Source organism: Streptomyces hydrogenans, from assembly GCF_014656075.1.
GTDB lineage: Bacteria > Actinomycetota > Actinomycetes > Streptomycetales > Streptomycetaceae > Streptomyces > Streptomyces hydrogenans.
The window spans coordinates 1-19,942 of the sequence record NZ_BNBS01000046.1; the positions used below are offsets into that span (position 1 = coordinate 1).

Annotated in this window: 17 protein-coding genes; 9 read left to right on the forward strand and 8 right to left on the reverse strand. The window is 73.0% G+C overall.

Annotated features, from left to right (window positions below; genetic code table 11):
- Positions 1-81: 81 nt before the first annotated feature.
- Positions 82-1,101, reverse strand: a complete 1,020-nt coding sequence (locus IE321_RS20330) for a LacI family DNA-binding transcriptional regulator (protein ID WP_190223995.1) — start codon at positions 1,099-1,101, stop codon at positions 82-84.
- 153 nt (positions 1,102-1,254) lie between these two features.
- Between IE321_RS20330 and IE321_RS20335 the strand changes: the two genes are divergently transcribed.
- The 7 genes from IE321_RS20335 (at position 1,255) to IE321_RS42865 (ending at position 9,294) form a co-directional block, all read left to right on the forward strand.
- Positions 1,255-2,559 carry an ABC transporter substrate-binding protein gene (locus IE321_RS20335; protein WP_190223996.1) on the forward strand — a complete coding sequence of 435 codons (1,305 nt, stop codon included), beginning with the start codon at positions 1,255-1,257 and terminating at the stop codon, positions 2,557-2,559.
- A gap of 17 nt (positions 2,560-2,576) precedes the next feature.
- A complete protein-coding gene (locus IE321_RS20340; RefSeq protein ID WP_190223997.1) occupies positions 2,577-3,524 on the forward strand; it encodes a carbohydrate ABC transporter permease in 948 nt (315 codons plus the stop codon).
- Complete coding sequence (locus tag IE321_RS20345; protein WP_190223998.1) at positions 3,524-4,342, forward strand: carbohydrate ABC transporter permease; 819 nt, start codon at positions 3,524-3,526, stop codon at positions 4,340-4,342. Before IE321_RS20340 ends, IE321_RS20345 begins: the two co-directional genes overlap by 1 nt.
- Complete coding sequence (locus IE321_RS20350; RefSeq protein WP_190223999.1) at positions 4,339-6,732, forward strand: beta-xylosidase/alpha-l-arabinosidase; 2,394 nt, start codon at positions 4,339-4,341, stop codon at positions 6,730-6,732. The genes IE321_RS20345 and IE321_RS20350 overlap by 4 nt, the downstream gene beginning before the upstream one ends.
- A 177-nt stretch (positions 6,733-6,909) precedes the next feature.
- Positions 6,910-7,254, forward strand: a complete 345-nt coding sequence (locus IE321_RS20355) for a hypothetical protein (protein ID WP_190224000.1) — start codon at positions 6,910-6,912, stop codon at positions 7,252-7,254.
- A 101-nt stretch (positions 7,255-7,355) separates the two neighbouring features.
- Complete coding sequence (locus IE321_RS20360; RefSeq protein ID WP_190224001.1) at positions 7,356-7,763, forward strand: type II toxin-antitoxin system PemK/MazF family toxin; 408 nt, start codon at positions 7,356-7,358, stop codon at positions 7,761-7,763.
- A 40-nt stretch (positions 7,764-7,803) separates the two neighbouring features.
- On the forward strand, positions 7,804-9,294 hold the full coding sequence (locus IE321_RS42865) for a hypothetical protein (RefSeq protein WP_190224002.1): 1,491 nt from the start codon (positions 7,804-7,806) through the stop codon (positions 9,292-9,294).
- A gap of 15 nt (positions 9,295-9,309) precedes the next feature.
- Here the strand turns inward: IE321_RS42865 and IE321_RS20370 are convergent, their stop codons facing one another.
- The 6 genes from IE321_RS20370 to IE321_RS20395 all read right to left on the reverse strand — a co-directional run bounded on the left by IE321_RS20370 (position 9,310) and on the right by IE321_RS20395 (position 17,560).
- A complete protein-coding gene (locus tag IE321_RS20370; protein WP_190224003.1) occupies positions 9,310-9,942 on the reverse strand; it encodes a flavin reductase family protein in 633 nt (210 codons plus the stop codon).
- Positions 9,943-10,040: 98 nt separating this feature from the next.
- On the reverse strand, positions 10,041-11,519 hold the full coding sequence (locus IE321_RS20375) for an extracellular catalytic domain type 2 short-chain-length polyhydroxyalkanoate depolymerase (RefSeq protein ID WP_190224004.1): 1,479 nt from the start codon (positions 11,517-11,519) through the stop codon (positions 10,041-10,043).
- 124 nt (positions 11,520-11,643) lie between these two features.
- A complete protein-coding gene (locus IE321_RS20380) occupies positions 11,644-13,614 on the reverse strand; it encodes a helix-turn-helix domain-containing protein (RefSeq protein ID WP_190224005.1) in 1,971 nt (656 codons plus the stop codon).
- 148 nt (positions 13,615-13,762) lie between these two features.
- On the reverse strand, positions 13,763-15,133 hold the full coding sequence (locus IE321_RS20385) for an MFS transporter (protein WP_043225336.1): 1,371 nt from the start codon (positions 15,131-15,133) through the stop codon (positions 13,763-13,765).
- 59 nt (positions 15,134-15,192) lie between these two features.
- Positions 15,193-15,987: a 3-hydroxybutyrate dehydrogenase gene (locus tag IE321_RS20390; protein WP_043225335.1), complete on the reverse strand. Its 795-nt coding sequence runs from the start codon at positions 15,985-15,987 to the stop codon at positions 15,193-15,195.
- Between the two features lie 115 nt (positions 15,988-16,102).
- Positions 16,103-17,560 (reverse strand): tannase/feruloyl esterase family alpha/beta hydrolase, encoded by a 1,458-nt coding sequence (locus IE321_RS20395; protein ID WP_190224006.1) that lies wholly within the window; start codon positions 17,558-17,560, stop codon positions 16,103-16,105.
- A gap of 315 nt (positions 17,561-17,875) precedes the next feature.
- Here IE321_RS20395 and IE321_RS20400 point away from each other — a divergent pair, with 315 nt between their 5' ends.
- Both IE321_RS20400 and IE321_RS20405 read left to right on the forward strand, forming a co-directional pair.
- On the forward strand, positions 17,876-18,652 hold the full coding sequence (locus IE321_RS20400) for a CoA transferase subunit A (RefSeq protein WP_190224007.1): 777 nt from the start codon (positions 17,876-17,878) through the stop codon (positions 18,650-18,652).
- A complete protein-coding gene (locus tag IE321_RS20405; RefSeq protein ID WP_190224008.1) occupies positions 18,652-19,299 on the forward strand; it encodes a CoA transferase subunit B in 648 nt (215 codons plus the stop codon). The genes IE321_RS20400 and IE321_RS20405 overlap by 1 nt, the downstream gene beginning before the upstream one ends.
- 11 nt (positions 19,300-19,310) lie before the next feature.
- On the opposite strand, the gene IE321_RS20410 is transcribed toward IE321_RS20405, so the two are convergent.
- Complete coding sequence (locus IE321_RS20410; RefSeq protein WP_190224009.1) at positions 19,311-19,940, reverse strand: TetR/AcrR family transcriptional regulator; 630 nt, start codon at positions 19,938-19,940, stop codon at positions 19,311-19,313.
- Between the last annotated feature and the right edge of the window lie 2 nt (positions 19,941-19,942).

The window sequence follows — 19,942 nt, forward strand, 5'->3', positions numbered from 1 at the left end:
GACGCGCCTCCCCGGCGACCGCCGGCCGGGGCTGAGGCCAAGGCCGGGGGCGGGGGCGGGCCGGGGCCGGGGCCGGGCGCCCTACCCGGCCGACGGCGGTGCCGTGCTGTTCCTGACCACGAGGCTCGTCGCGAGTTCGAGGCGGGTCACCGAGGGTTCGCCGGCGCGCAGCCGGAGCAGCATCTGGACGGCTTCCTCGCCCATCGCGCGCAGCGGCTGGTGGACGGTGGTGAGGGCCGGGCTCGACCAGCGGGCGATCATCACGTCGTCGTATCCGACGACCGAGAGGTCCTCGGGGACGCGCAGGCCGCGGACCCGGGCCGCTTCGAGGACGCCGAGGGCCTGGAGGTCGCTGCCCGCGAAGATCGCGGTGGGGCGGTCGGGCGATTCGAGGAGGTCCAGGGCGTGCCGGTAGCCGCCTTCGACGTGGAAGTCGCCGTAGCGGACGAGGGTGGCGTCGGGGGTGATGCCGGCCATGTTCAGGGCCGAGCGGTAGCCGTCGAGGCGGGCGAGGGAGCAGAGCATGTCCTCGGGCCCGGTGATGATGCCGATGCGGCGGTGGCCGAGTTCGACGAGGTGGCGGGTCGCGGCGACGCCGCCGGACCAGTTCGCCGAGCCGACGGACGGCACGTCCGGTTCGGGGTCGCCGGCCGGGTCGACGATGACGAAGGGGATGGACCGGGCGCCGAGCTGGCGTTTGACGGCGTCGGGGAGGGCGGAGAAGACCAGGACCACGCCGATGGGGCGGCGTTGGAGGACTCCCTCGATCCAGTCGGCTGCCGGGGCGTGGCGGGTGCCGCTCTCGGTCAGGACCACGCTCGCCTGGTGCGCCTTGGCGAGGTTCTCGACCCCTCGGATCAGCTCCATCGACCAGACGCTGTCGAGCTCGTGGAAGACGAGCTCGATGAGCGGCGCCTCGCCGGCCGCGCGGGTGGTCCGCCGGTAGGAGTGGGCCTCCAGGAGGCGCTCCACCTTGCCGCGGGTGACCGGTGAGACGTCCTGCCGTCCGTTGAGGACTTTCGAAACTGTCGAAAGCGACACGCCGGCTTCCTGGGCGACCTCCGCGAGCGTGATCCGCCGCATGTCCTCGTCCTCTCGCATCGCAGCAGCATAAGGCACGGCCCCGGGTCTCCCCCGGGGTCACGCTTCGGTAAATCGCCTCCGGAGGGTTGACCCGTTCGCGACCCCGACCCTACCGTCCCGGGCATGAAGTTTCGGAAACACTTCCGAAACTCTTTCGAAAGGTGAGAGTCGATGAAGCGACCCGTCCAGCTGCTGAGAACCGCGGTCGTCGGTGGAGCGTCGCTGGCCATGACCCTGTTCCTGACCGCCTGCGGCGGCTCGGAAGACGCGGCCGGCGGCTCCGGCACGATCCACGTGCTGGTGTACGGCGACGCGACGAACAAGGTGGAGAAGCAGCTCGTCGACACCTTCAACAAGACCTCGAAGGTCAAGGCGGTCCTCGACACCATCCCCGGCGCCGACTACCAGTCGAAGCTGCAGACGATCATCAGCGGCAAGCAGGCCCCGGACGTGTTCTTCAACTGGGGCGGCGGCAGCATCAAGCCCTACGTCGACGCCGGCCTCCTGATGCCGCTCGACGACTTCGTCTCCAAGGACCCGGAGCTCAAGTCCGCCTTCCTGCCGTCGGTCTTCAACACCGCGGTCGTCGACGGCAAGCCGTACGGCGTCCCCATGCGCGGCACCCAGCCCGTGCTGCTGTTCAGCAACGACAAGGTGCTGAAGGACGCGGGCGTGAGCGCCCCGCGCACCTGGGACGAGCTGCTGACCGCCGTCAAGGCCCTCAAGGCCAAGGGCGTCACGCCGATCGCCCTGGGCGGCGGCGACAAGTGGCCGACCCAGATGTGGTTCCAGTACCTCTACGACCGGGTGGCCGGTCCCGAGCTCTTCCAGAAGGCCGTCGACGGCGACAAGGAGGTGTGGGCGAGCGAGGACAGCAGGAAGGCGCTGGGCAAGCTCAAGGAGCTGATCGACGCCGGTGCCTTCGGCAGCAACTACGACTCGGTGAAGTTCACCGACGGCGGCTCCCCCGCCCTCCTCGCCACCGGCAAGGCCGCGTTCGAGCTCATGGGCTCGTGGGAGTACTCCACCCTCCAGGACGCCCACCCGGACTTCGTGAAGAGCGACCTGGGCTACGGCGCCTTCCCGACCGTCGAGGGCGGCAAGGGCGACCCGGCCAACATCGCGGGCAACACCAACAACTTCTACTCGGTGGTGAAGACCACCAAGCACCCCGAGGCCGTCGCCGAGTTCCTGAAGCTCATGTACTCCGACGAGTTCGTCAAGGCGCAGCTCGCCGTCGGCAACCTGCCGACCACCGCCAACACCCCGAAGTTCCTCGACACCGCCGCGAACCCCGCCTACTCCACCTTCCAGTACGACCTGGTGAAGAAGGCCCCCGCCTTCCAGCTCTCCTGGGACCAGGCGTTCCCGCCGGCCGCCACGACCACGATCCACCAGGCCGTCCAGCAGTTCTTCAACGGACAGATGGACACCGACGCCTTCATCGCCGCCATGCAGAGCCTGCCCGCGGCCTGACCACCGGAACGTCTGACATGACCACTGCCACAGCCCCCGCCGTGGACAGCGTCGAGAAGCCCGGGACACGGAGGCGGCCGAGCCGCACCGGCACCGGAGTGGGCCGCCCGGGCTTCGCCTGGGCGGCGCCCGCCGCCCTCTTCTTCGGCCTGTTCGCCATCGTCCCGCTCGCCCTGGTCCTCGTGCTCTCCTTCACCCGCTGGAACGGCCTCGGCTCCCCCGAGTTCGCCGGCCTGGAGAACTGGAGCAAGCTCCTCGACGACCCCGTGATGGTCAAGAGCCTCTGGCTGAGCCTGCTCCTCACCGTCCTCGGCGTCCTCGTGCAAACCCCCCTCAGCATCCTGCTCGGCGTCTGGGCCGCCGGCCACCAGCGCAACCGGGCCGTCCTCTCCGCGATCTACTTCGTCCCGCTGCTGCTCTCCATCACCGCCGTGTCCGTCCTGTGGCGGGCCGTGCTCGACCCCAACTTCGGCGTCCCCTCACAGGCGACGTGGCTGTTCGGCGACGGCAACCTCTTCGGCGTACAGGCCGGCGCCCTCGGCGTCCTGGTCTTCGTCAGCACGTGGCAGTTCACCCCGCTGCACACCCTGCTCTACCAGGGCGCCGCGCGGGCGATCCCCCAGGTCCTCTACCAGGCCGCGCAGATCGACGGCGCGGGCCGGTACCGCCAGTTCTTCCACATCACCCTGCCGCAGCTGCGGAACACCGTCATCACGTCGACGATCCTGATGGTGGTCGGCGGACTCACGACCTTCGACACCGTGCTGATCCTCACCCAGGGCGGTCCGGGCACCGACACCACGAACAGCGCCTACTACATGTACCAGAAGGCGTTCAAGAGCTTCGACTTCGGAGCGGCCTCCGCGATCGCGCTCCTCCTCGTCCTCGTCGCCACCCTCGTCTCCCTCGTCATGGTCCGGCTGAGCGGCTACGACAAGATGCGCAGCACCATGGAAGGCGTCTGATGCGGAAGCGCCCCCACTACCTCGCCGGATTCGGCTCGGTCGTCTGGCTGTTCGTCGTCGGCCTGCCGCTGTACGTGATGCTGGTCGCCACGTTCCAGAGCAGGGCGGACTACGCCGCCAACGGGCCGCTCGGACTGCCGGGGAACCTCACGCTCGACAACTACGTCAACGACCTCGACAACGGCTTCGCCCAGTACTTCCTCAACACCGTCGTCGTCACCGTCGCCGTGGTGGCCATCGTCCTGGTCCTCGTCCCACCGCTCGCGTACGCCATCGTCCGCGGCGACGGCAAGGCCACCGGGAGGGTCTTCCGGCTCTTCCTCCTCGGCCTGGCCATCCCGTCCCAGGCCGTGATCGTGCCGATGTTCTACCTCATCAACGAGGCCGGCCTGTACGACAACCTGCTCGGCGTCATCCTGCCGACGGCCGCCTTCGCCATGCCCGTCTGCACCCTCATCCTCTCCGGCGTGATGCGGGACATCACCCCCGAGCTGTACGAGGCGATGACCGTCGACGGCGCCTCCCCCCGGAGGATCTTCCGCGACCTGGTGCTGCCCCTGTCGAAGAGCGGCCTGTCGACGATCGTCGTCTTCTCCTCGCTCCAGGCGTGGAACGGCTTCCTCTTCCCGCTCGTGCTCACCCAGTCCTCGGAGAACAAGGTCATCACCATGGGCCTGTACGACTTCCAGACCGAGCACGGCGTCGACATCCCGGGCCTCCTGGCGGCCGTCGTCCTGTCCATGCTCCCCATCCTGCTCGTCTATCTGTTCGCCCGTCGTGCCCTGGTGCAGGGTCTGATGGGGGTCGGAGGAAAGTGACCGCCACCGTGGCACCAGAGCCCCAGTCCCCGCTCCCCGCCTGGAACGACCCCCGGCTCGGCACCGAGGCGCGCGTCGACGCCCTGCTCGGGGAGATGACGCTCCGGGAGAAGATCGCCCAGCTCTTCGGCGTCTGGGTCGGCGCGTCCGACGAGGGCGCCGAAGTCGCCCCGCACCAGCACGACATGGAGGAGACGGTCGACCTCGACGCGCTCCTCCCCGACGGCCTCGGGCAGCTCACCCGCCCCTTCGGCACCGTCCCCGTGGACCCCGCCGTCGGCGCCCTGTCCCTCCTGCGGACCCAGCGGCGGATCGCCGCCGCCAACCGCTTCGGCATCCCCGCCGTGGCCCACGAGGAGTGCCTGGCCGGCTTCGCCGCCTGGGGCGCCACCGCCTACCCCGTCCCCCTCTCCTGGGGAGCGACCTTCCACCCCGCGCTGATACGCGAGATGGCGGCGGCCATCGGCCGGGACATGCGCGCCGTGGGCGTGCACCAGGGCCTCGCCCCGGTCCTCGACGTCGTGCGCGACGCCCGCTGGGGCCGCGTCGAGGAGACCATCGGCGAGGACCCCTACCTCGTCGGGACCCTCGCCACCGCCTACGTCCAGGGGCTGGAGTCCGCGGGCGTCGTCGCCACCCTCAAGCACTTCGCCGGCTACTCGGCCTCCCGGGCCGGCCGCAACCTGGCACCGGTCGGCATGGGCCGCCGCGAGCTCGCCGACGTGATCCTCCCGCCGTTCGAGATGGCGGTCCGCGAGAGCGGCGTCCGGTCGGTGATGCACGCCTACACCGACACCGACGGCATCCCCTCCGCCGCCGACGCGGAGCTGCTCACCGGGCTGCTCCGCGACACCTGGGGCTTCACCGGCACCGTCGTCGCCGACTACTTCGGCATCGCCTTCCTCAAGACCCTGCACGGCGTGGCCGGCACCTTCGGCGAGGCCGCCGCGGCCGCGCTCGCCGCCGGCGTGGACGTCGAGCTGCCCACCGTGAAGACCTTCGGCGCCCCGCTCCTCGACGCCGTCCGGAAGGGCGAGGTGCCCCAGGACCTGGTGGACCGCGCGGTACGCAGGGTCCTCACCCAGAAGCTGGAGCTCGGCCTCCTCGACCCCGACTGGTCCCCCGTCCCCGCCGCCCTCGAAGGCGCCGACACCACCGCCGATCCCGAGACGCTCCGCGGCACGATCGACCTCGACGCGGCCGCCAACCGCGCCCTGGCCGCGCGCGTCGCCGAGCAGGCGGTCGTCCTCCTGCGCAACGACGGCACCCTCCCGCTCGACCCGGCCGCACCCCGCCGGATCGCGCTGATCGGGCCCAACGCCGACAACCCGACGGCCGTCCTCGGCTGCTACTCCTTCCCCGTCCACGTCGGCGGACAGCACCCGGACGTCCCCCTCGGCATCGACCTGCCGACCCTCCGCGACGCCCTCCTGACCGCCTTCCCGGCCGCCGACCTCGTCACGGCTCCCGGCTGCGGCGTGGACGACCCCGACACCTCGGGCATCGCCGAGGCCGTCGCCCTCGCCCGCGGCGCCGACCTCGTGATCGCCGCGCTCGGCGACCGCGCCGGCCTCTTCGGCCGGGGCACCAGCGGCGAGGGCTGCGACGCCGAGTCCCTGGCTCTCCCCGGCGTCCAGCAGACGCTCCTCGACGCCCTGCTCGACACCGGCACACCCGTCGTGACCACGCTCCTGTCGGGACGCCCGTACGCGCTCGGCCGGGCCACCGCCGAGAGCGCCGCGATCCTCCAGGCGTTCTTCCCCGGCGAGGCCGGCACCGCCGCCGTCGCGTCCGTCCTCAGCGGGCGGACGAACCCCAGCGGCCGGCTGCCGGTCAGCGTGCCGCGGCACCGCGGCGCCCAGCCGTCCACCTACCTGGCGGCCCGCCTGGGCCAGTCGAGCGAGGTGTCCAGCATCGACCCGACGCCGGCCTTCGGCTTCGGCCACGGGCTGACCTACACCACGTTCGCGTGGACGGACCTGGCCGTCGACAACGACACCGCGCCCACGGACGGGGCGTTCACCCTGGCCCTCACGGTCCGCAACACCGGGGAGCGCCCCGGCACGGAACTCGTCCAGCTCTACCTCCACGACCCGGTGGCCTCCGTGGTCCAGCCCGTCCAGCGCCTGATCGGCTACCACCGGCTGGAGCTCGCCCCCGGCGAGAGCAGCCGCCTCCAGGTCACGGTCCCGGCCGACCTCGCCTCCTTCACCGGCCGCGACGGCACCCGCCGCGTCGAGCCAGGCGCCCTGGAGCTCAGGCTGTCCGCCTCCAGCACCGACCCCCGCCTCACCGCCGCCGTCACCCTCACCGGGCCGGTCCGCGCCCCGGACCACACCCGCCACCTGCACGCGGCCTTCGCGCCCCGTCCGACGGAGGCCACCGCCTGACCCGACGGAACGGTTCGGGCCCGCCCGCGTCCCACGGGCGGGCCCGAGCCGTTCCCGCCGTTCGAGGGCGGGCAAATCGATTCCGCAGCGGCCGTGCGGGTGACAGCGGGACTACCCCGCCGTCACGAGGGGCAGCGCTCGCACGTACCGCCCATCCGTGCGAACAAGGAACCCCCCATGCGTCTTCGCTCCGCCCTCGCCGCCGCCACCGGCGCCGCCCTCCTTCTCATCACCGCCCCCGGATCGGCGTCCGCCGCCGACGGCCAGTTCCGCTACACGTACCGGACGTCCGACGGGTACGAGGCGGTCGGCTTCCTCAACAACCCCGAGAGCGGCACCTGCATCGACCTCCAGGGACCGGGCTCCGAGCCGGGAACCCCCGGCTACGCCCCGAAGAACCGCACGGACGCGACGGCCGTCGTCTTCCTGGAGGCAGGCTGCCAGGGAGACGCCTTCTACAGCCTGCGCCCGGGCGGAGGCGCCTCGGACCGCCTCCTCGTCCGGTCGGTCGTCTTCTCCTGACGGACACCGGCGGCGGCCGATCCCGGATCGGCCGCCGCCCGCGGGGCTACGCTGTCGCCTTCCGGCCGACGTTCGCCCACAGCCCCCTGCCAGGAGGACCCATGCGCCGCGGTGAGATCTGGTGGGCCGTGTTCGACGAGCGGCGGCCGGTCGTCCTGCTCTCGGACGAGGAGCCGTCCGGCTTCCGGGCCATGCAGGTCGTCGCCCCGGCGGGAGTCGACCTGGGCGACCTCGGCGTCGAGGTGCCCGTGGGCCCCTCGGAAGGACTCCCCTTCGACGGCGTGCTGCGATGGGCCTTCCCCCACCCGGGCTTCACCCCGTGCACCTGGACGACCACCGTGACCCGCGACGACCTGACCGAGCGGGCCGGCACGCTGTCCTCCGCCGAGCTCGACGCCGTGGAGACGGCCCTCCGGCGCGCCGCGCGGCCGAGCGAGTGGACGCCGGCGACGGCGGCCCGGTTCGACGCGATGAGGGCGGCCCTCCGTCCCGGAGCGGTCGACGGATGACCTGCTGAGACCCCCTCCCCCGAGGTGGCAGGATGGCGCGATGTCCGCAACTCTCCGCCCGCTGTGGCTGCGTGGCGTCGCCTTCAATCCGGCGGCGCCCTCCGACGTCCTGATACGCCTGATGGACCCGGCGGCCGGTGAGACCGGTACGGCCATGTGCCAGGAGCGCGACCTGCCCGGCGCCGCGCTCGACGCGGCCCTGCGCCATCCGGACCGCGCCATCCGCGGCGCCCTCGCCCGCAACCACCACGTCGACCCCCGGGCGATCGTCCCGTTGGCGAAGGACCCGTCGGGGCTCGTCCGCGCGTGGCTCGCCGACGGCCCGCGCCCTCGGGCTCCCCGACGGGTCCGGCCGCTCCCGGACGAGGTCCTCGTGACCCTGCTGACCGCCGAGGACGGGGGCGAGGACGGCAGGGTCACCGCGAGCGAGATCGTCGGGGGGCTCGACGGATCCGGCCAGGTCTCGCTGTCGTTCCGCCATTCCCTGGCCGGGCGCGACCACCCCGAGCTGCGGATTCGGGCCACCTGGAGCTGGGGATCGCTCGCCCCGGAGCAGCGGGCGAAGCTGCTCGACGATCCGGATCCGGCCGTCCGCCGGTCGGCGCGGGACCACCGCTGGGTGCTGGACCCGGAAGAAGTGGAGGCCAGATTCCCGGACTACGAAGCGCGTGGGTGGGGCTTCGTGTTCGGCGGGTGCGCGCTGACGCCGGCGATGGTCGAGCGGTGCTTCGGGGACGACCTGCGGCTGACGGCCCTGGCCGGGAACCGTCACGCCCCGGACCACGCGTTGGCGCGGCTCGCCCGCCATCCCGAGGCGAGGTTCCGCGCCCTGGTCGCCACCCGGCCCGACCTGGCGCCGGAGCTGGTCGCGGAGTTGCGGGAGGACCCGCACCAGGGGGTGCGGGAGCTCGCACGCGTCCAGCCCTTCTCCCGGACCTGGGCCGAGCACGACGTGATCGGCAGGATCGTCGGCCACGGCCGGGACTGCGTCTGTCCGATCACCGAGTTCGTCCCGCAGCCGCCCGCCGACTGGTTCGCCGCCTGCGCGGTGTCCGGGGAACCGGTGCTCCGGCGGGTCGCGGCGAGCTGGCCCGGCCTGCCCGCCGCACTCGCCGCGCCCCTCGCGGAGGACGAGGACGAGGAGGTGCGGATCCGGCTGGCCTGCCACCACCCCCTGGCGCCGCCGCGCCTCCTCCTGGACGTGTTCGTCGCCCACCCCGTCCACCGCCCGCACCTGCTGACCCTGCCCGCGTTCCCCCGCACCGGCACGGCCCACCTCGTCGGCCACCCGGATCCCCGGGTGCGGGCCGTGGCCGCGGGCGATCCCGCCCTGTCCGACCCCCCGGTGACGGACGCCGACCCGGCGGTGCGCCGGGCGGCCGCCGCCAACCCGGCTCTGTCGCCGGGGGTCCTGGAGGTCCTCCTCGCGGACCCGGACACCGCGGAGGGTGCCGCGGCCAACCCGTCGCTCCCCGTCGCCCGCATGCACGTCCTCCTCGACGACTGCCTGAGCGGGACCGCCCCCGCGTGACGGACCGGGCCGCGGTCAGCCGGTGCGTGCGGTGGTCCTGGGGGTCTCGGAGCGGAAGCCGTGTCCGAGTTCGGGCGTGAGCCCGTGGTAGTGCCGGAAGTTGTAGATGAGCGGGCTCCACGCGCCCGGGTCGACGTGCTGCGTGCCGGGGACCACGATGCGCTCGTCCGCGTGGACGCGGAGCACCTCGCACTCGACGGAGTAGAAGCTCCCCCCTCCTCCCGGGGTCGACGCGACGGCTCTGGCCTCCAGTTGGAGGGGGGCCTCGGCGACCCTCGGAGGCCGCACGAGGTGGGAGGGGCGTGGGGTCAGTCCGGCGGCGGAGAACTTGTCGGGCTCGTACCGGTACGCGGCCCGCTTGGCCTCCGGCACCGGGTCGGCGCCGGTGAGCGGCGCCAGGCGCTCGACCCGCTCCCAGAGTTCGGGTGAGGGGAGGCTGATCACCAGCTCGGGCCGCTCCGCCAGGTTCCGCACCGTCCGGCCCTCGCTGCCGAGGCCCAGGACGACGCGCTGTCCCAGGGCCCAGGCGGAGGAGACGGGGGCGAGGTTGAACGTCCCGGAAGCGTTCTCGGTGGTGAGCAGGGCCACCGGTGTGCCGAAGTAGAGGATGCTCGGGCGGATCACCCGATGGGTGTCGGTCGTCGTCATGCGAGGAACGCTAGGCGCGGAACACTTCGGTGGACGCCGAAGCGACGGCGACCGGGTCGCGGCGGTGACCGGCGGCGGATGCGCGGGGGCCGGCCGGGTCAGCAGGTGACCCAGTAGCCGGGGGAGGTCTGCTTGATCGTGCTGGTCGCCAGGACGTTCCACAGGCCGAGGTTCTGGTCGGAGCCGTTGGCGTAGGTGTAGCCGCCTGACTGGTGGGCGCGACCGGCCGTGGTGTGGGCGTAGTTGCTGGCGGTCACGCAGACGGCCGCGGCTCCGGTGGTGGTGGCGTCGACGGCGGCGCTTCGGGTGCCCGTGGTGCCGGAGGCGTCGACGGCGGCCACCGCGTAGCCGTAGGTCGTGCCGGCGGCGAGTCCGGAGTCCGTGTGGGCGGTGGTCGTGACCGGTGCGCCGTTGACCTTGGTGCCGTTGCGGTAGACGTCGTAGGAGACCGCGCCGGGCACCGGCGTCCAGGACAGGGAGGCGGTGGTGTCGGTCGTGCCGGTGACGGTGAGTCCGGCCGGGGCGGGGAGCGTCGGGGTCGGGGTCGTGGTGGTCCCGCCGGCGCCGAGCGCCTTGGCCATGTTCATCACGGCCGTCATCTGCGGGCCGCTCTTCTGGGCGTAGTCGGCCGACTTGTATCCCCACCAGTCCCAGCAGCCGCGCGGGTTGCCGGTCATGGTGGTGGCCTGCGGGTAGAGCACGATCAGGTTGTTCGTGTCGGCGTACTCGTTGAGGTACGCCTTGTCCATGAGGGCGTTGCCGACGAGGCCGAAGTACTGGTAGCAGCCGTGGAGGGTGACCATCAGCTTGCAGGAGGCGCCGCTCTGGCAGGACCGGGGGACGTAGGCGAAGCCCTCGTTGCCCATGCTGATGGCGCTCGGGCTGCCACCCGGCGTGTAGGTGCTCTGGTCGAACTGGACCAGCTTGCCGGTGAGGGCGGAGGAGCTCGCGGGGTTCACGCTGCCGAGCAGGTGGGTCAGCATGTCCTTCACCGGGTCGCCGCCGCAGTTGTTGACGTACGGCGAGCTGGTGGAGGTGCAGGAGTTGGGGCCGATCGGGCTCACCCAGGCGTGGCCGGAGGCGGACGTGTTGTTGTAGACGACGTTCGAGCCGAGGTCGCGGTAGTAGGTGGCGAGGTCGTCGTTCACGGGCGCCTTGACCGTGCTGTCGTTGGTGCCGTGGAACAGCCAGACCTTGTCGCCCGACAGGTTCGCGACCGGGTCGAGCTTCCCGGCGGCGGCCCGGTCCCGGGTCAACTGCTCCAGCTGGGCGGGGGTCTTGCGGGCCATGAAGGTGTCCATGCACCCGTACAGGGCCGTGTTGAGGTTGTTCTGCGCGCAGTCGTAGGGGCCCGCCGAGAAGATGCCGGCGCCGTCGAAGACGTCGGAGTGGGCGACGTGCATCTGGTTGGCCATGAACCCGCCGGACGACAGCCCGCTCACATAGGTCGAGCTGATGTCGTACCGCTGCAGCGAACCCGTGGTCGGCGCCGGGACGGCGGCCGTCGCGCCGCCGACCGTCGTGGCGGCGATGCCGACGGCCGCGAGGGCGGCGACGAGGAACTTCCTGATCTTCATTCGCATCTCCAGAAGGGGTGAGAGATGGCGACATCCTGATGAACGACCGGTGTCGCGGCCCACATGTCGTCCCACCACTTCCACGGGCGGGGTTGTGTCGCGCCTTGCCATAGAAGCGAAAGGATCAGGCCGTCCGGCCGGTCGCTCCCGGTGCCGGGGCGGGCGTCCCGGGAGCCGTGCGGGACAGCTGGTGGAGGCGGAGGGCCAGGTGGAGTTCCAGGGCGCTGTCGGGGGTGTTCCAGTCGGGGCCGAGGAGTTGGGCGACGCGGTCGAGGCGCTGGACGACCGTGTTCACGTGGACGTGGAGGGCGTCCTTGGCGCGGGCGAGGCTCGCTCCCTGGTCGTAGTACGCGTGGAGGGTGCGGACGAGTTCGGTGCCGCGCTCGGCGTCGTAGGCGAGGACGGGGCCGAGGACGCGGTCCACGTGGGCGGCGATGTCCGCGCGGTCGCCGAGCAGCACGCCGATGAAGCCGAGGGCGGCGACGTCGGCGCCCTCCCCGGTGCGGCCGAGGGCGTGCAGGGCCGTCAGGCACCGCAGGGCCTCTGCGTGGAGGGCGGCGTGCCGGTCGGGGGCGGTGGCGGGGCCGGCCGTGCCCACGGTGACCGGTGCGCCGAGGCCCCGGGCGAGGCCGGCGGCGAGGTCCTGGGCGAGGGTACGGGCCCGGTCGCACGGCACGAGCAGGACGGTGCGGCCCTGTCGGGTGCCCGCGAGGCCGCCGAGGCCGCGCACCACGCGGGTGGCCTCCGCGGCGAGCCGGGAGCGGAGGGCGGGCTCGCAGTCGACGACGGCGACGGCGTGGGGGCGGGCGAGGTCGACGCCGAGGCGCCGGGCGCGCAGGGTCAGGCTGCCCGGGTCCCGGTGGGCCGAGGCGGCGGGGTCCGCGAGGAGGTCGTCGAGGAGTTCGCCGCGGACCCGGTCCTCGGTCTCGGCGACCGAGCGGCGGATCAGCAGCAGCATCGCCGTGACGAGCGCCGAGCGTTCGAACAGGCGGCGGTCCGCCTCGGACAGGTCGCCCCGGCCGGTCAGCACGATGCTGCCGAGGGGTTCGGCCCCGGCGAGGACGGCGCAGGTCCAGACGCCGTCGGCGCGCACCGCGCGGCCCTCCGTGCGCGAGGCCGCCAGGCCGCCCGGGGAGGGGGTCACCGGTGCGGTGCCGACGCGGGCGAGTTCGCTGCCGTCAGTGTCGTGGACGGCGACTCCGCCGCCGAGCAGCGCCGCGATCTCGGCGGCGACCTCGTCGGTGCCCGCGCCGCGCAGCACCAGTTTGGAGAGCCGGTCGTGGGCGTCGGAGGCGAGGTGGAGGGCCTCGCTGTGGGCGCGGGCGGTCGCGTTGGCGGCTTCGAGCCGGGCGAGTGCGGTGCGGGTCTCGTCGAGCCGGCGGGCGCTGTCGATGGCGACGGCGGCGTGGTCGGCGAGCGAGGCGAGGAGGGCGATGGCGTCGGGGGTGAACTCGCGCGGGGTGCGGTCGGCCGCGAACAGCACGCCGATGATCTCCTCGCCGAGCCGGAGCGGGACGCCGAGGATGCCGCGCAGCCCTTCCTCGGCGACGCCGTCGTCGATGGTGCCGGTGTGGCGGTAGCGGCGGTCGGTGCGGTAGTCCGCACTCGCGTACGGGCGGGCGGTCTGCGCGACCAGGCCGCCCAGCCCCTCCCCCATGCCGAGCCGCAGCTGCTGGAAGGCCGCCGACACGGAGCCCTCGGTGACCCGCATGAACGTGTCGCGGGCGACGGGGTCGTTGAGGGTGAGGTAGGCGACGTCCGAGCCGAGGAGCGTACGGGCCCGGCGGACGATGGCGCGCAGCACGGCGTCGAGGTCCCGCAGTCCGGCGAGGTCGCCGGCCGTGTCGTACAGGGCGACGAGCTCCGCCTCCCGGCGCCGGTACTGGTCGAGGACCCGCCGCACCGCCAGCGCGGCCTCGGTCGTCTCCTCGATCCAGGCGACCTCGCCGGGGGCGGCCCCGGCGGCCCGGGCACGGGCGGGCTGCGCGGCGAGTTCCTCGCCGGGCGCTCCGGCGGCCAGGAGGTCCAGCACGCGGCGCGCGGCGGCCTCGGTGGGGGTCGGTCTGCGGGATTCGGCGGGACGGCCGGCGGTCATGGGGCCTCCTGGCGGCCGGGGCGGGTGGTGCGGGTGGTGCGGGGAACGGGCCGTGCGGTGGGTGCGGGACGACGTGTCCGGCCGCCGTCATCAGCGGGTGATGACGGCGGCCGGAAGCGGCTCCGTACGGTGGTCGGGTGCCCCGCCGCTATCCCCGGTCGCCGCCGGCGGCCACCGGGACCGGCGCGAGGTCCTCGTCCTGCTTGTTGCGGGTGAGGTCGCGGCCGAGGGTCTCGCGGGTGACGGCGACCGTGATGGTGGTGATGACGGCGGCCGCGCAGAGGTAGATCGAGATCGGCGTGGAGGACCCGTAGTCCTTGAGGAGCTCGACGGCGATGATCGGGGCGAGGGCACCGGCGAGGATCGAGGCCAGCTGGGAGCCCATGGAGGCACCGGAGTAGCGGACCTTGGTGTCGAACATCTCGGAGATGAAGGCGGCCTGCGGGCCGTACATCGCGCCGTGCAACAGCAGACCGGCCGTGACGGCCAGGGTGATGACCACGAAGGACTTCGAGTCGACCATTCCGAAGAAGACGAACGCCCACACGGCCATGCCCGCCGAGCCGATCAGGGTGACCGGGCGCCGGCCGATCCGGTCGGAGAGCGCGCCCCACAGCGGGATGGTGACGAAGTGGACGGCCGAGCCGATCAGGACGGCGTTGAGCGCGGTGCTCTTGGGCAGTTCCAGGTGCACGGTGACGTAGACGAGGAGGAAGGAGGTGAGGATGTAGTACGAGATGTTCTCGCCGAAGCGGGTGCCGATCGCGGACAGCACCTCGCGCCAGCTGCGCTTGAACACCTCGACGACCGGGGCCTCCTCCTTGACGCCCGCCGCCGCGGCGGCCTCCGCCTTGGCCTGCGCCTCCAGGAACACCGGGGACTCGGAGACCGAGACGCGGATCCACAGGCCGATCATGACGAGCAGCCCGGAGAGCAGGAACGGGATGCGCCAGCCCCAGGACTGGAAGGCGGCGTCCGACTGGACGGCGGCCAGCAGCGAGAGGACACCGGTGGCGAGCAGGTTGCCGCCGGGGGCGCCGGCCTGGGGCCAGGAGGCCCAGAAGCCGCGGTGCTTGTCGCCGCCGTGCTCGGAGACGATCAGGACGGCCCCGCCCCACTCGCCGCCGAGGGCGAAGCCCTGGACCAGGCGCAGCACCGTGAGGAGGATCGGCGCCCACACGCCGATGGACTCGTAGGTGGGCAGCAGGCCCATCGCGAAGGTGGCGCCGCCCATCATCAGGAGGCTGAGGACCAGCAGCTTCTTGCGGCCGATCTTGTCGCCGAAGTGGCCGAAGACGATGCCGCCGAGCGGGCGGGCGGCGAAGCCGATGGCGTACGTGACGAAGGCGATCAGCGTGCCGACGAGCGGGTCGGCGCTGGGGAAGAACAGGGTGTTGAAGACCAGCGCGGCGGCCGAGCCGTAGAGGAAGAAGTCGTACCACTCGATGGTGGTGCCGATCAGGCTCGCGGCGACGATGCGGCCGATGCGGCCTCTCGGCTGGGTGGTGGTGTCAGACATGGGGTCACCGGTTTTCACGTACGGAGGGGACGGGGGTGAAGGGAGCGGGGGGACGGGGGTCAGCCGGCGGTCCAGCCGCCGTCGAGCGGCAGGGACGTTCCGGTGAGGTAGCCGGAGTGGGGGCCGCACAGCCACAGGACGGCGGCGGCGACCTCGTCGGCCTCCAGGAGGCGCTTGACGGGCGAGCGGGCCAGCATCACGTTCGTCAGCACGTCGCCCTCGCTGATGCCGTGGGCGGCGGCCTGGTCGCGGACCTGGCCCTCGACCAGCGGGGTGCGGACGTAGCCGGGGTTCACGCAGTTGCTGGTCACCCCGTGCGGGGCGCCTTCGATCGCGGCGACCTTGCTCAGGCCCTCCAGGGCGTGCTTGGCGGCGACGTAGGCGGACTTGTAGGCGCTGGCCCGCAGCCCGTGGACGCTGGAGACGTTCACGATCCGGCCCCAGCCGCGGGCGTACATGTGCGGCAGGGTCCTGCGCATCAGCAGGAACGGGGCGGTGACCATCACCTTCTGGATCAGCTCGAACCGGTCCGGCGGGAACTCCGTGAGCGGGGCGACGTGCTGGAGGCCGGCGTTGTTGACGAGGATGTCGGCCCCGGCGGGCAGCAGGTCGATCGCGCCCGGATCGGCGAGGTCGGCCACCTGCGCCTGGCCGCCGGCGGTCTCGGCGACCGCCTTCGCCGCGTCGGCGTCCCGGTCCACCACGTGGACGAAGGCCCCCGCCCGCGCCAGGGCGAGGACGCAGGCCCTGCCGATGCCGCTGCCGCCGCCCGTCACCAGTGCGGTGCGCCCGCTCAGGTCGATCGCGGTGGCGGGTGACAGCAGCCGGTCCGGGGCGGGAAATGTGTGCGTCATGGGCCGAAACAGTAGGGAGGGCCTTCCGCTCGGCCCATGGACGTGTCCGCCATAGTGCCGGGACGTTCCATGGTGTCGGACACCATAGGACGGCCCGGCGGGAGGGCCCGGGGGTTCAGGACGGCGTGCCGGCGGCCTTCGTGGTGTCGAGTGCGCACACGTTCGCCAGGGTCACGGGGTCCTGGCCCGCGGGCTGCGCGACGGTGCCCGAGGCGGGCGGCCGGTGGCCCTTCGTGAGCCAGCCCTCCAGGGCCGTGAAGGCCGTCCGGTAGCACGGCGAGAGCGGCCGGAGCCTGTCCGGGAAGGCGTCGACGAGGGAGTCGGTGTGGGTGCCGCCCTCGACGCGGTAGTAGCGGTGCAGCGCGCCGCGGCCCGCCTCGCGCACCATGCGGGCGTAGACGTCGGAGTCCTCGCCGATCGGCAGCAGGGTGTCCAGGGTGCCGTGCAGGGTGATCAGGGGCTTGCCGATCCGGCCGGTCAGCGCGATCTTCGCCACGGCCTTCCGGACCTCTTCGGGGCGGGTCGCGTAGTCGTAGTCGGCGTCGCAGGCGGGGGTGCCCGGCAGGCAGTACGGGGTGCCCGCCTCGGTCGGGCCGTCGAAGCCGGGGTCCAGCTCCTCGCGGTAGAGGCGCTGGGTCAGGTCCCAGTAGACCTTGTGGTGGTAGGGCCACAGGAACTCCGACCCGGCGGGGAAGCCGGCGGCGTGCAGCTGTTCCCGGGCCGCCTCGGCGCCCTCGCCGCCCGCGGCGTACACGGGGTAGGCGCGCATCGCCTTCGGCAGGAAGTCGAGCAGGTTGGGGCCGTCGGTCCGCCAGAGGGTGCCCTCCCAGTCGACGCCGCCGTCGTACAGCTCGGGGTGGTTCTCCAGCTGCCAGCGCACCAGGTAGCCGCCGTTGGACATGCCGGTGGCCAGGGTGCGGGCCGGGGGACGGTGGTAGCGCTGGGCCACCACGGCCCGGGCGGCCCGGGTCAGCTGGGTGACGCGGTCGTTCCACTCGGCGATCGCGTCGCCGGGGGCCTTGCCGTCGCGGTGGAAGGCGAGGCCGGTGTTGCCCTTGTCGGTGGCGGCGTACGCGTACCCCCGGGCCAGCACCGCGTCCGCGATGGCCCGGTCGTTGGCGTACTGCTCGCGGTTGCCGGGGGTGCCGGCCACGACGAGGCCGCCGTTCCAGCGGTCGGGCAGGCGGATGACGAACTGGGCGTCGTGCTGCCAGCCGTGGTTGGTGTTGGTGGTGGAGGTGTCGGGGAAGTAGCCGTCGACCTGGATCCCGGGCACCCCGCTGGGGACCGCCAGGTCCTTCGGGGTCAGCCCCGCCCAGTCGGCCGGGTCGGTGTGGCCCGAGGCGACGGTGCCTGCCGTGGTCAGCTCGTCCAGGCAGGCCGACTGCTGGTGCTCGGCGCCGGGGACGCGGAGCTGCGCCTGGCGCGCGCAGTGACCGGCGGACCCCGTGGTGGCGGCCGTCGCGGGGACGGCGGAGGTGGTCAGGGCGGTGAGCGCGGACAGGGCGAGGGCCGCCCGCGCGCCTCGGCGCCGGGGGCGTGGCGAGGAACGGAACGGGGGACGAGGGCGCATCGGCGGGTACCTCCGGACGGGAGTGCGGGACAGCGACTCGCGGGAGGCTATGCCGCCGTCGGGCCGCCCGACATGGCTGCGCGGCCCATCGTCCGGAGGCGTGCGGTGGGCGCCGCCACCACCCCCGCGCCGCGGCGGCGCGCTGGCGGAGCGGCGCGCGGGGGCAGTGGTCTCCGCCATGCCGGAGGGGGGTGGTGTGTGGGTGGTCGCCATGGTCGGTCCGGTCGCCCGCTGCCTAGGCTCCGTGCCTGTCGCTGCTATCGGCACCGGTTCCGACCTGCGAGGTCGTCCGGGTGCCTGAGGGAAGGGATCCCCATGGGTCTGGACAAGACGGTCGCGAGCGCGGCGGAGGCGGTGGCCGACATTCCCGACGGGGCCTCGCTCGCCGTGGGCGGATTCGGGCTCTGCGGGATCCCGGGGACGCTCATCGACGCGCTGTGGCAGCGCGGCACGGAGGGCCTGCGGGTCGTGTCGAACAACTGCGGCGTCGACGACTGGGGCCTCGGGCTGCTGCTCGCCGCCGGACAGATCTCCCGGATGACGAGCTCGTACGTGGGCGAGAACAAGGAGTTCGCCCGCCAGTACCTGAGCGGCGAACTGGAGGTCGAGCTGGTCCCCCAGGGCACGCTGGCCGAGCGGCTGCGGGCCGGCGGCGCGGGCATCCCCGCCTTCTACACCCCCGCCGGCACGGGAACGCAGGTCGGCGAGGGCGGGCTGCCCTGGAGGTACGCCGCCGACGGCTCGGTCGCGGTCGCGTCACCGCCGAAGGAGACCCGGGACTTCGACGGACGCCCCCACCTGCTCGAAGCCGGCATCACGACGGACTACGCGCTGGTCCGCGCCACCATCGGCGACCGGCACGGCAACCTCGTCTTCCGCTCCTCCGCCCGCAACTTCAACCCGCTGGCCGCCATGGCCGGACGGGTCACCGTCGCCGAGGTCGACCACCTCGTCGAACCCGGCGAACTGGACCCCGACGAGGTCCACCTCCCCGGCATCTTCGTCCAGCGCGTGGTCCGGGTCGCTCCCGGCGACCCCGCCGCCGAACGGCGCGTCGAGCGCCGCACCGTCCGACAGGAAGGCGACGCCTGATGGCCCTCACCCGCGAGCAGATGGCGGCCCGCGCCGCCCGGGAACTGACCGACGGAAGCTACGTCAACCTCGGCATCGGACTCCCCACCCTCATCCCCAACCACCTCCCGCCGGGCATCGAGGTCGTCCTCCAGTCCGAGAACGGCATCCTCGGCGTCGGCCCCTACCCCACCGAGGACGAACTCGACGCCGACCTGATCAACGCCGGCAAGGAGACCGTCACCACCCTGCCCGGAGCCTCGTTCTTCGACTCCGCGCTGTCCTTCGGGATGATCCGCGGCGGGCACATCGACGCCGCGATCCTCGGCGCCATGCAGGTCTCCTCCGCCGGCGACCTCGCCAACTGGATGATCCCCGGCAAGATGGTCAAGGGCATGGGCGGCGCCATGGACCTCGTCCACGGCGCCGGCCGGGTCATCGTCCTCATGGAGCACACCGCCAAGGACGGCACCCCCAAGCTCGTCGACACCTGCACCCTCCCCCTGACCGGCCGGGCCGTCGTCCAGCGCGTCATCACCGACCTCGCCGTCCTCGACATCGCCTCCGACGGCTTCGTCCTGGTCGAGACGGCCCCCGGCGTCACCGTCGACCAGGTGCTCGCGGCCACGGCGGCACCGCTGCGCGTGGCGCGGGACGTCGTCGGGTAGGAGCGGCGTTCCTACCCGGCCGTGCCGGGGCGCGGGGGCGGCCAGTCGGGGGCGGGGTCCTCGGCGAGCAGGGGGCGCAGGGCGCCGAGGACCGCGCCGACGCAGACGTCGCGCAGTTCCGAGCGGGTGCAGGTCTCGTGGGTGAGCCAGTCGACGCACAGGACCTGGACGAAGACCAGCCAGCTCTTGAGGACGCCGGACACGGCCTCGCGGGTGCGCTCGTCCGCGAGTGAGGGGACGGCCAGCAGGCGGGTGCGGAGGGCGTCCAGTTCGTTCGTCATGATCGTCTGGATCACGGGGTCGCCCGCGAGGACCCGGTTCGCGGCGAGGACGGCGTTGCGGTTCGCCACGAAGTAGTCGAGGTGGACGTCCATGCCCTGGACGAGCTGCTCCGCGAGGGAGTCGGCCGGGTCGAAGCGGGTGTCGGCGAGCAGTTGGTCCGCGGCCTGCTCGTACACGGCGGCGAAGAGGGCGTGCTTGCTGGGGAAGTGACGGTAGAGCAGAGCGCGGGAGACTCCGGCCTCTTCCGCGACCTCCTCCATCAGGACGTCGTCGTACGGGCGGGCGGCGAAGAGCCGCGCCCCGACGGCGAGGAGCTGGGCGCGGCGGCCGGCGGGGCTGAGTCGTTGGCGCGGAGGCATGG

Coding starts and splice junctions, on each gene's coding strand:
- IE321_RS20330 (WP_190223995.1), bottom strand. CDS start 1,101: ATGCGAGAGGACGAGGACATGCGGCGGATCACGCTCGCGGAGGTCGCC.
- IE321_RS20335 (WP_190223996.1), top strand. CDS start 1,255: ATGAAGCGACCCGTCCAGCTGCTGAGAACCGCGGTCGTCGGTGGAGCG.
- IE321_RS20340 (WP_190223997.1), top strand. CDS start 2,577: ATGACCACTGCCACAGCCCCCGCCGTGGACAGCGTCGAGAAGCCCGGG.
- IE321_RS20345 (WP_190223998.1), top strand. CDS start 3,524: ATGCGGAAGCGCCCCCACTACCTCGCCGGATTCGGCTCGGTCGTCTGG.
- IE321_RS20355 (WP_190224000.1), top strand. CDS start 6,910: ATGCGTCTTCGCTCCGCCCTCGCCGCCGCCACCGGCGCCGCCCTCCTT.
- IE321_RS20360 (WP_190224001.1), top strand. CDS start 7,356: ATGCGCCGCGGTGAGATCTGGTGGGCCGTGTTCGACGAGCGGCGGCCG.
- IE321_RS42865 (WP_190224002.1), top strand. CDS start 7,804: ATGTCCGCAACTCTCCGCCCGCTGTGGCTGCGTGGCGTCGCCTTCAAT.
- IE321_RS20370 (WP_190224003.1), bottom strand. CDS start 9,942: ATGACGACGACCGACACCCATCGGGTGATCCGCCCGAGCATCCTCTAC.
- IE321_RS20375 (WP_190224004.1), bottom strand. CDS start 11,519: ATGAAGATCAGGAAGTTCCTCGTCGCCGCCCTCGCGGCCGTCGGCATC.
- IE321_RS20380 (WP_190224005.1), bottom strand. CDS start 13,614: ATGACCGCCGGCCGTCCCGCCGAATCCCGCAGACCGACCCCCACCGAG.
- IE321_RS20385 (WP_043225336.1), bottom strand. CDS start 15,133: ATGTCTGACACCACCACCCAGCCGAGAGGCCGCATCGGCCGCATCGTC.
- IE321_RS20390 (WP_043225335.1), bottom strand. CDS start 15,987: ATGACGCACACATTTCCCGCCCCGGACCGGCTGCTGTCACCCGCCACC.
- IE321_RS20395 (WP_190224006.1), bottom strand. CDS start 17,560: ATGCGCCCTCGTCCCCCGTTCCGTTCCTCGCCACGCCCCCGGCGCCGA.
- IE321_RS20400 (WP_190224007.1), top strand. CDS start 17,876: ATGGGTCTGGACAAGACGGTCGCGAGCGCGGCGGAGGCGGTGGCCGAC.
- IE321_RS20405 (WP_190224008.1), top strand. CDS start 18,652: ATGGCCCTCACCCGCGAGCAGATGGCGGCCCGCGCCGCCCGGGAACTG.
- IE321_RS20410 (WP_190224009.1), bottom strand. CDS start 19,940: ATGCCTCCGCGCCAACGACTCAGCCCCGCCGGCCGCCGCGCCCAGCTC.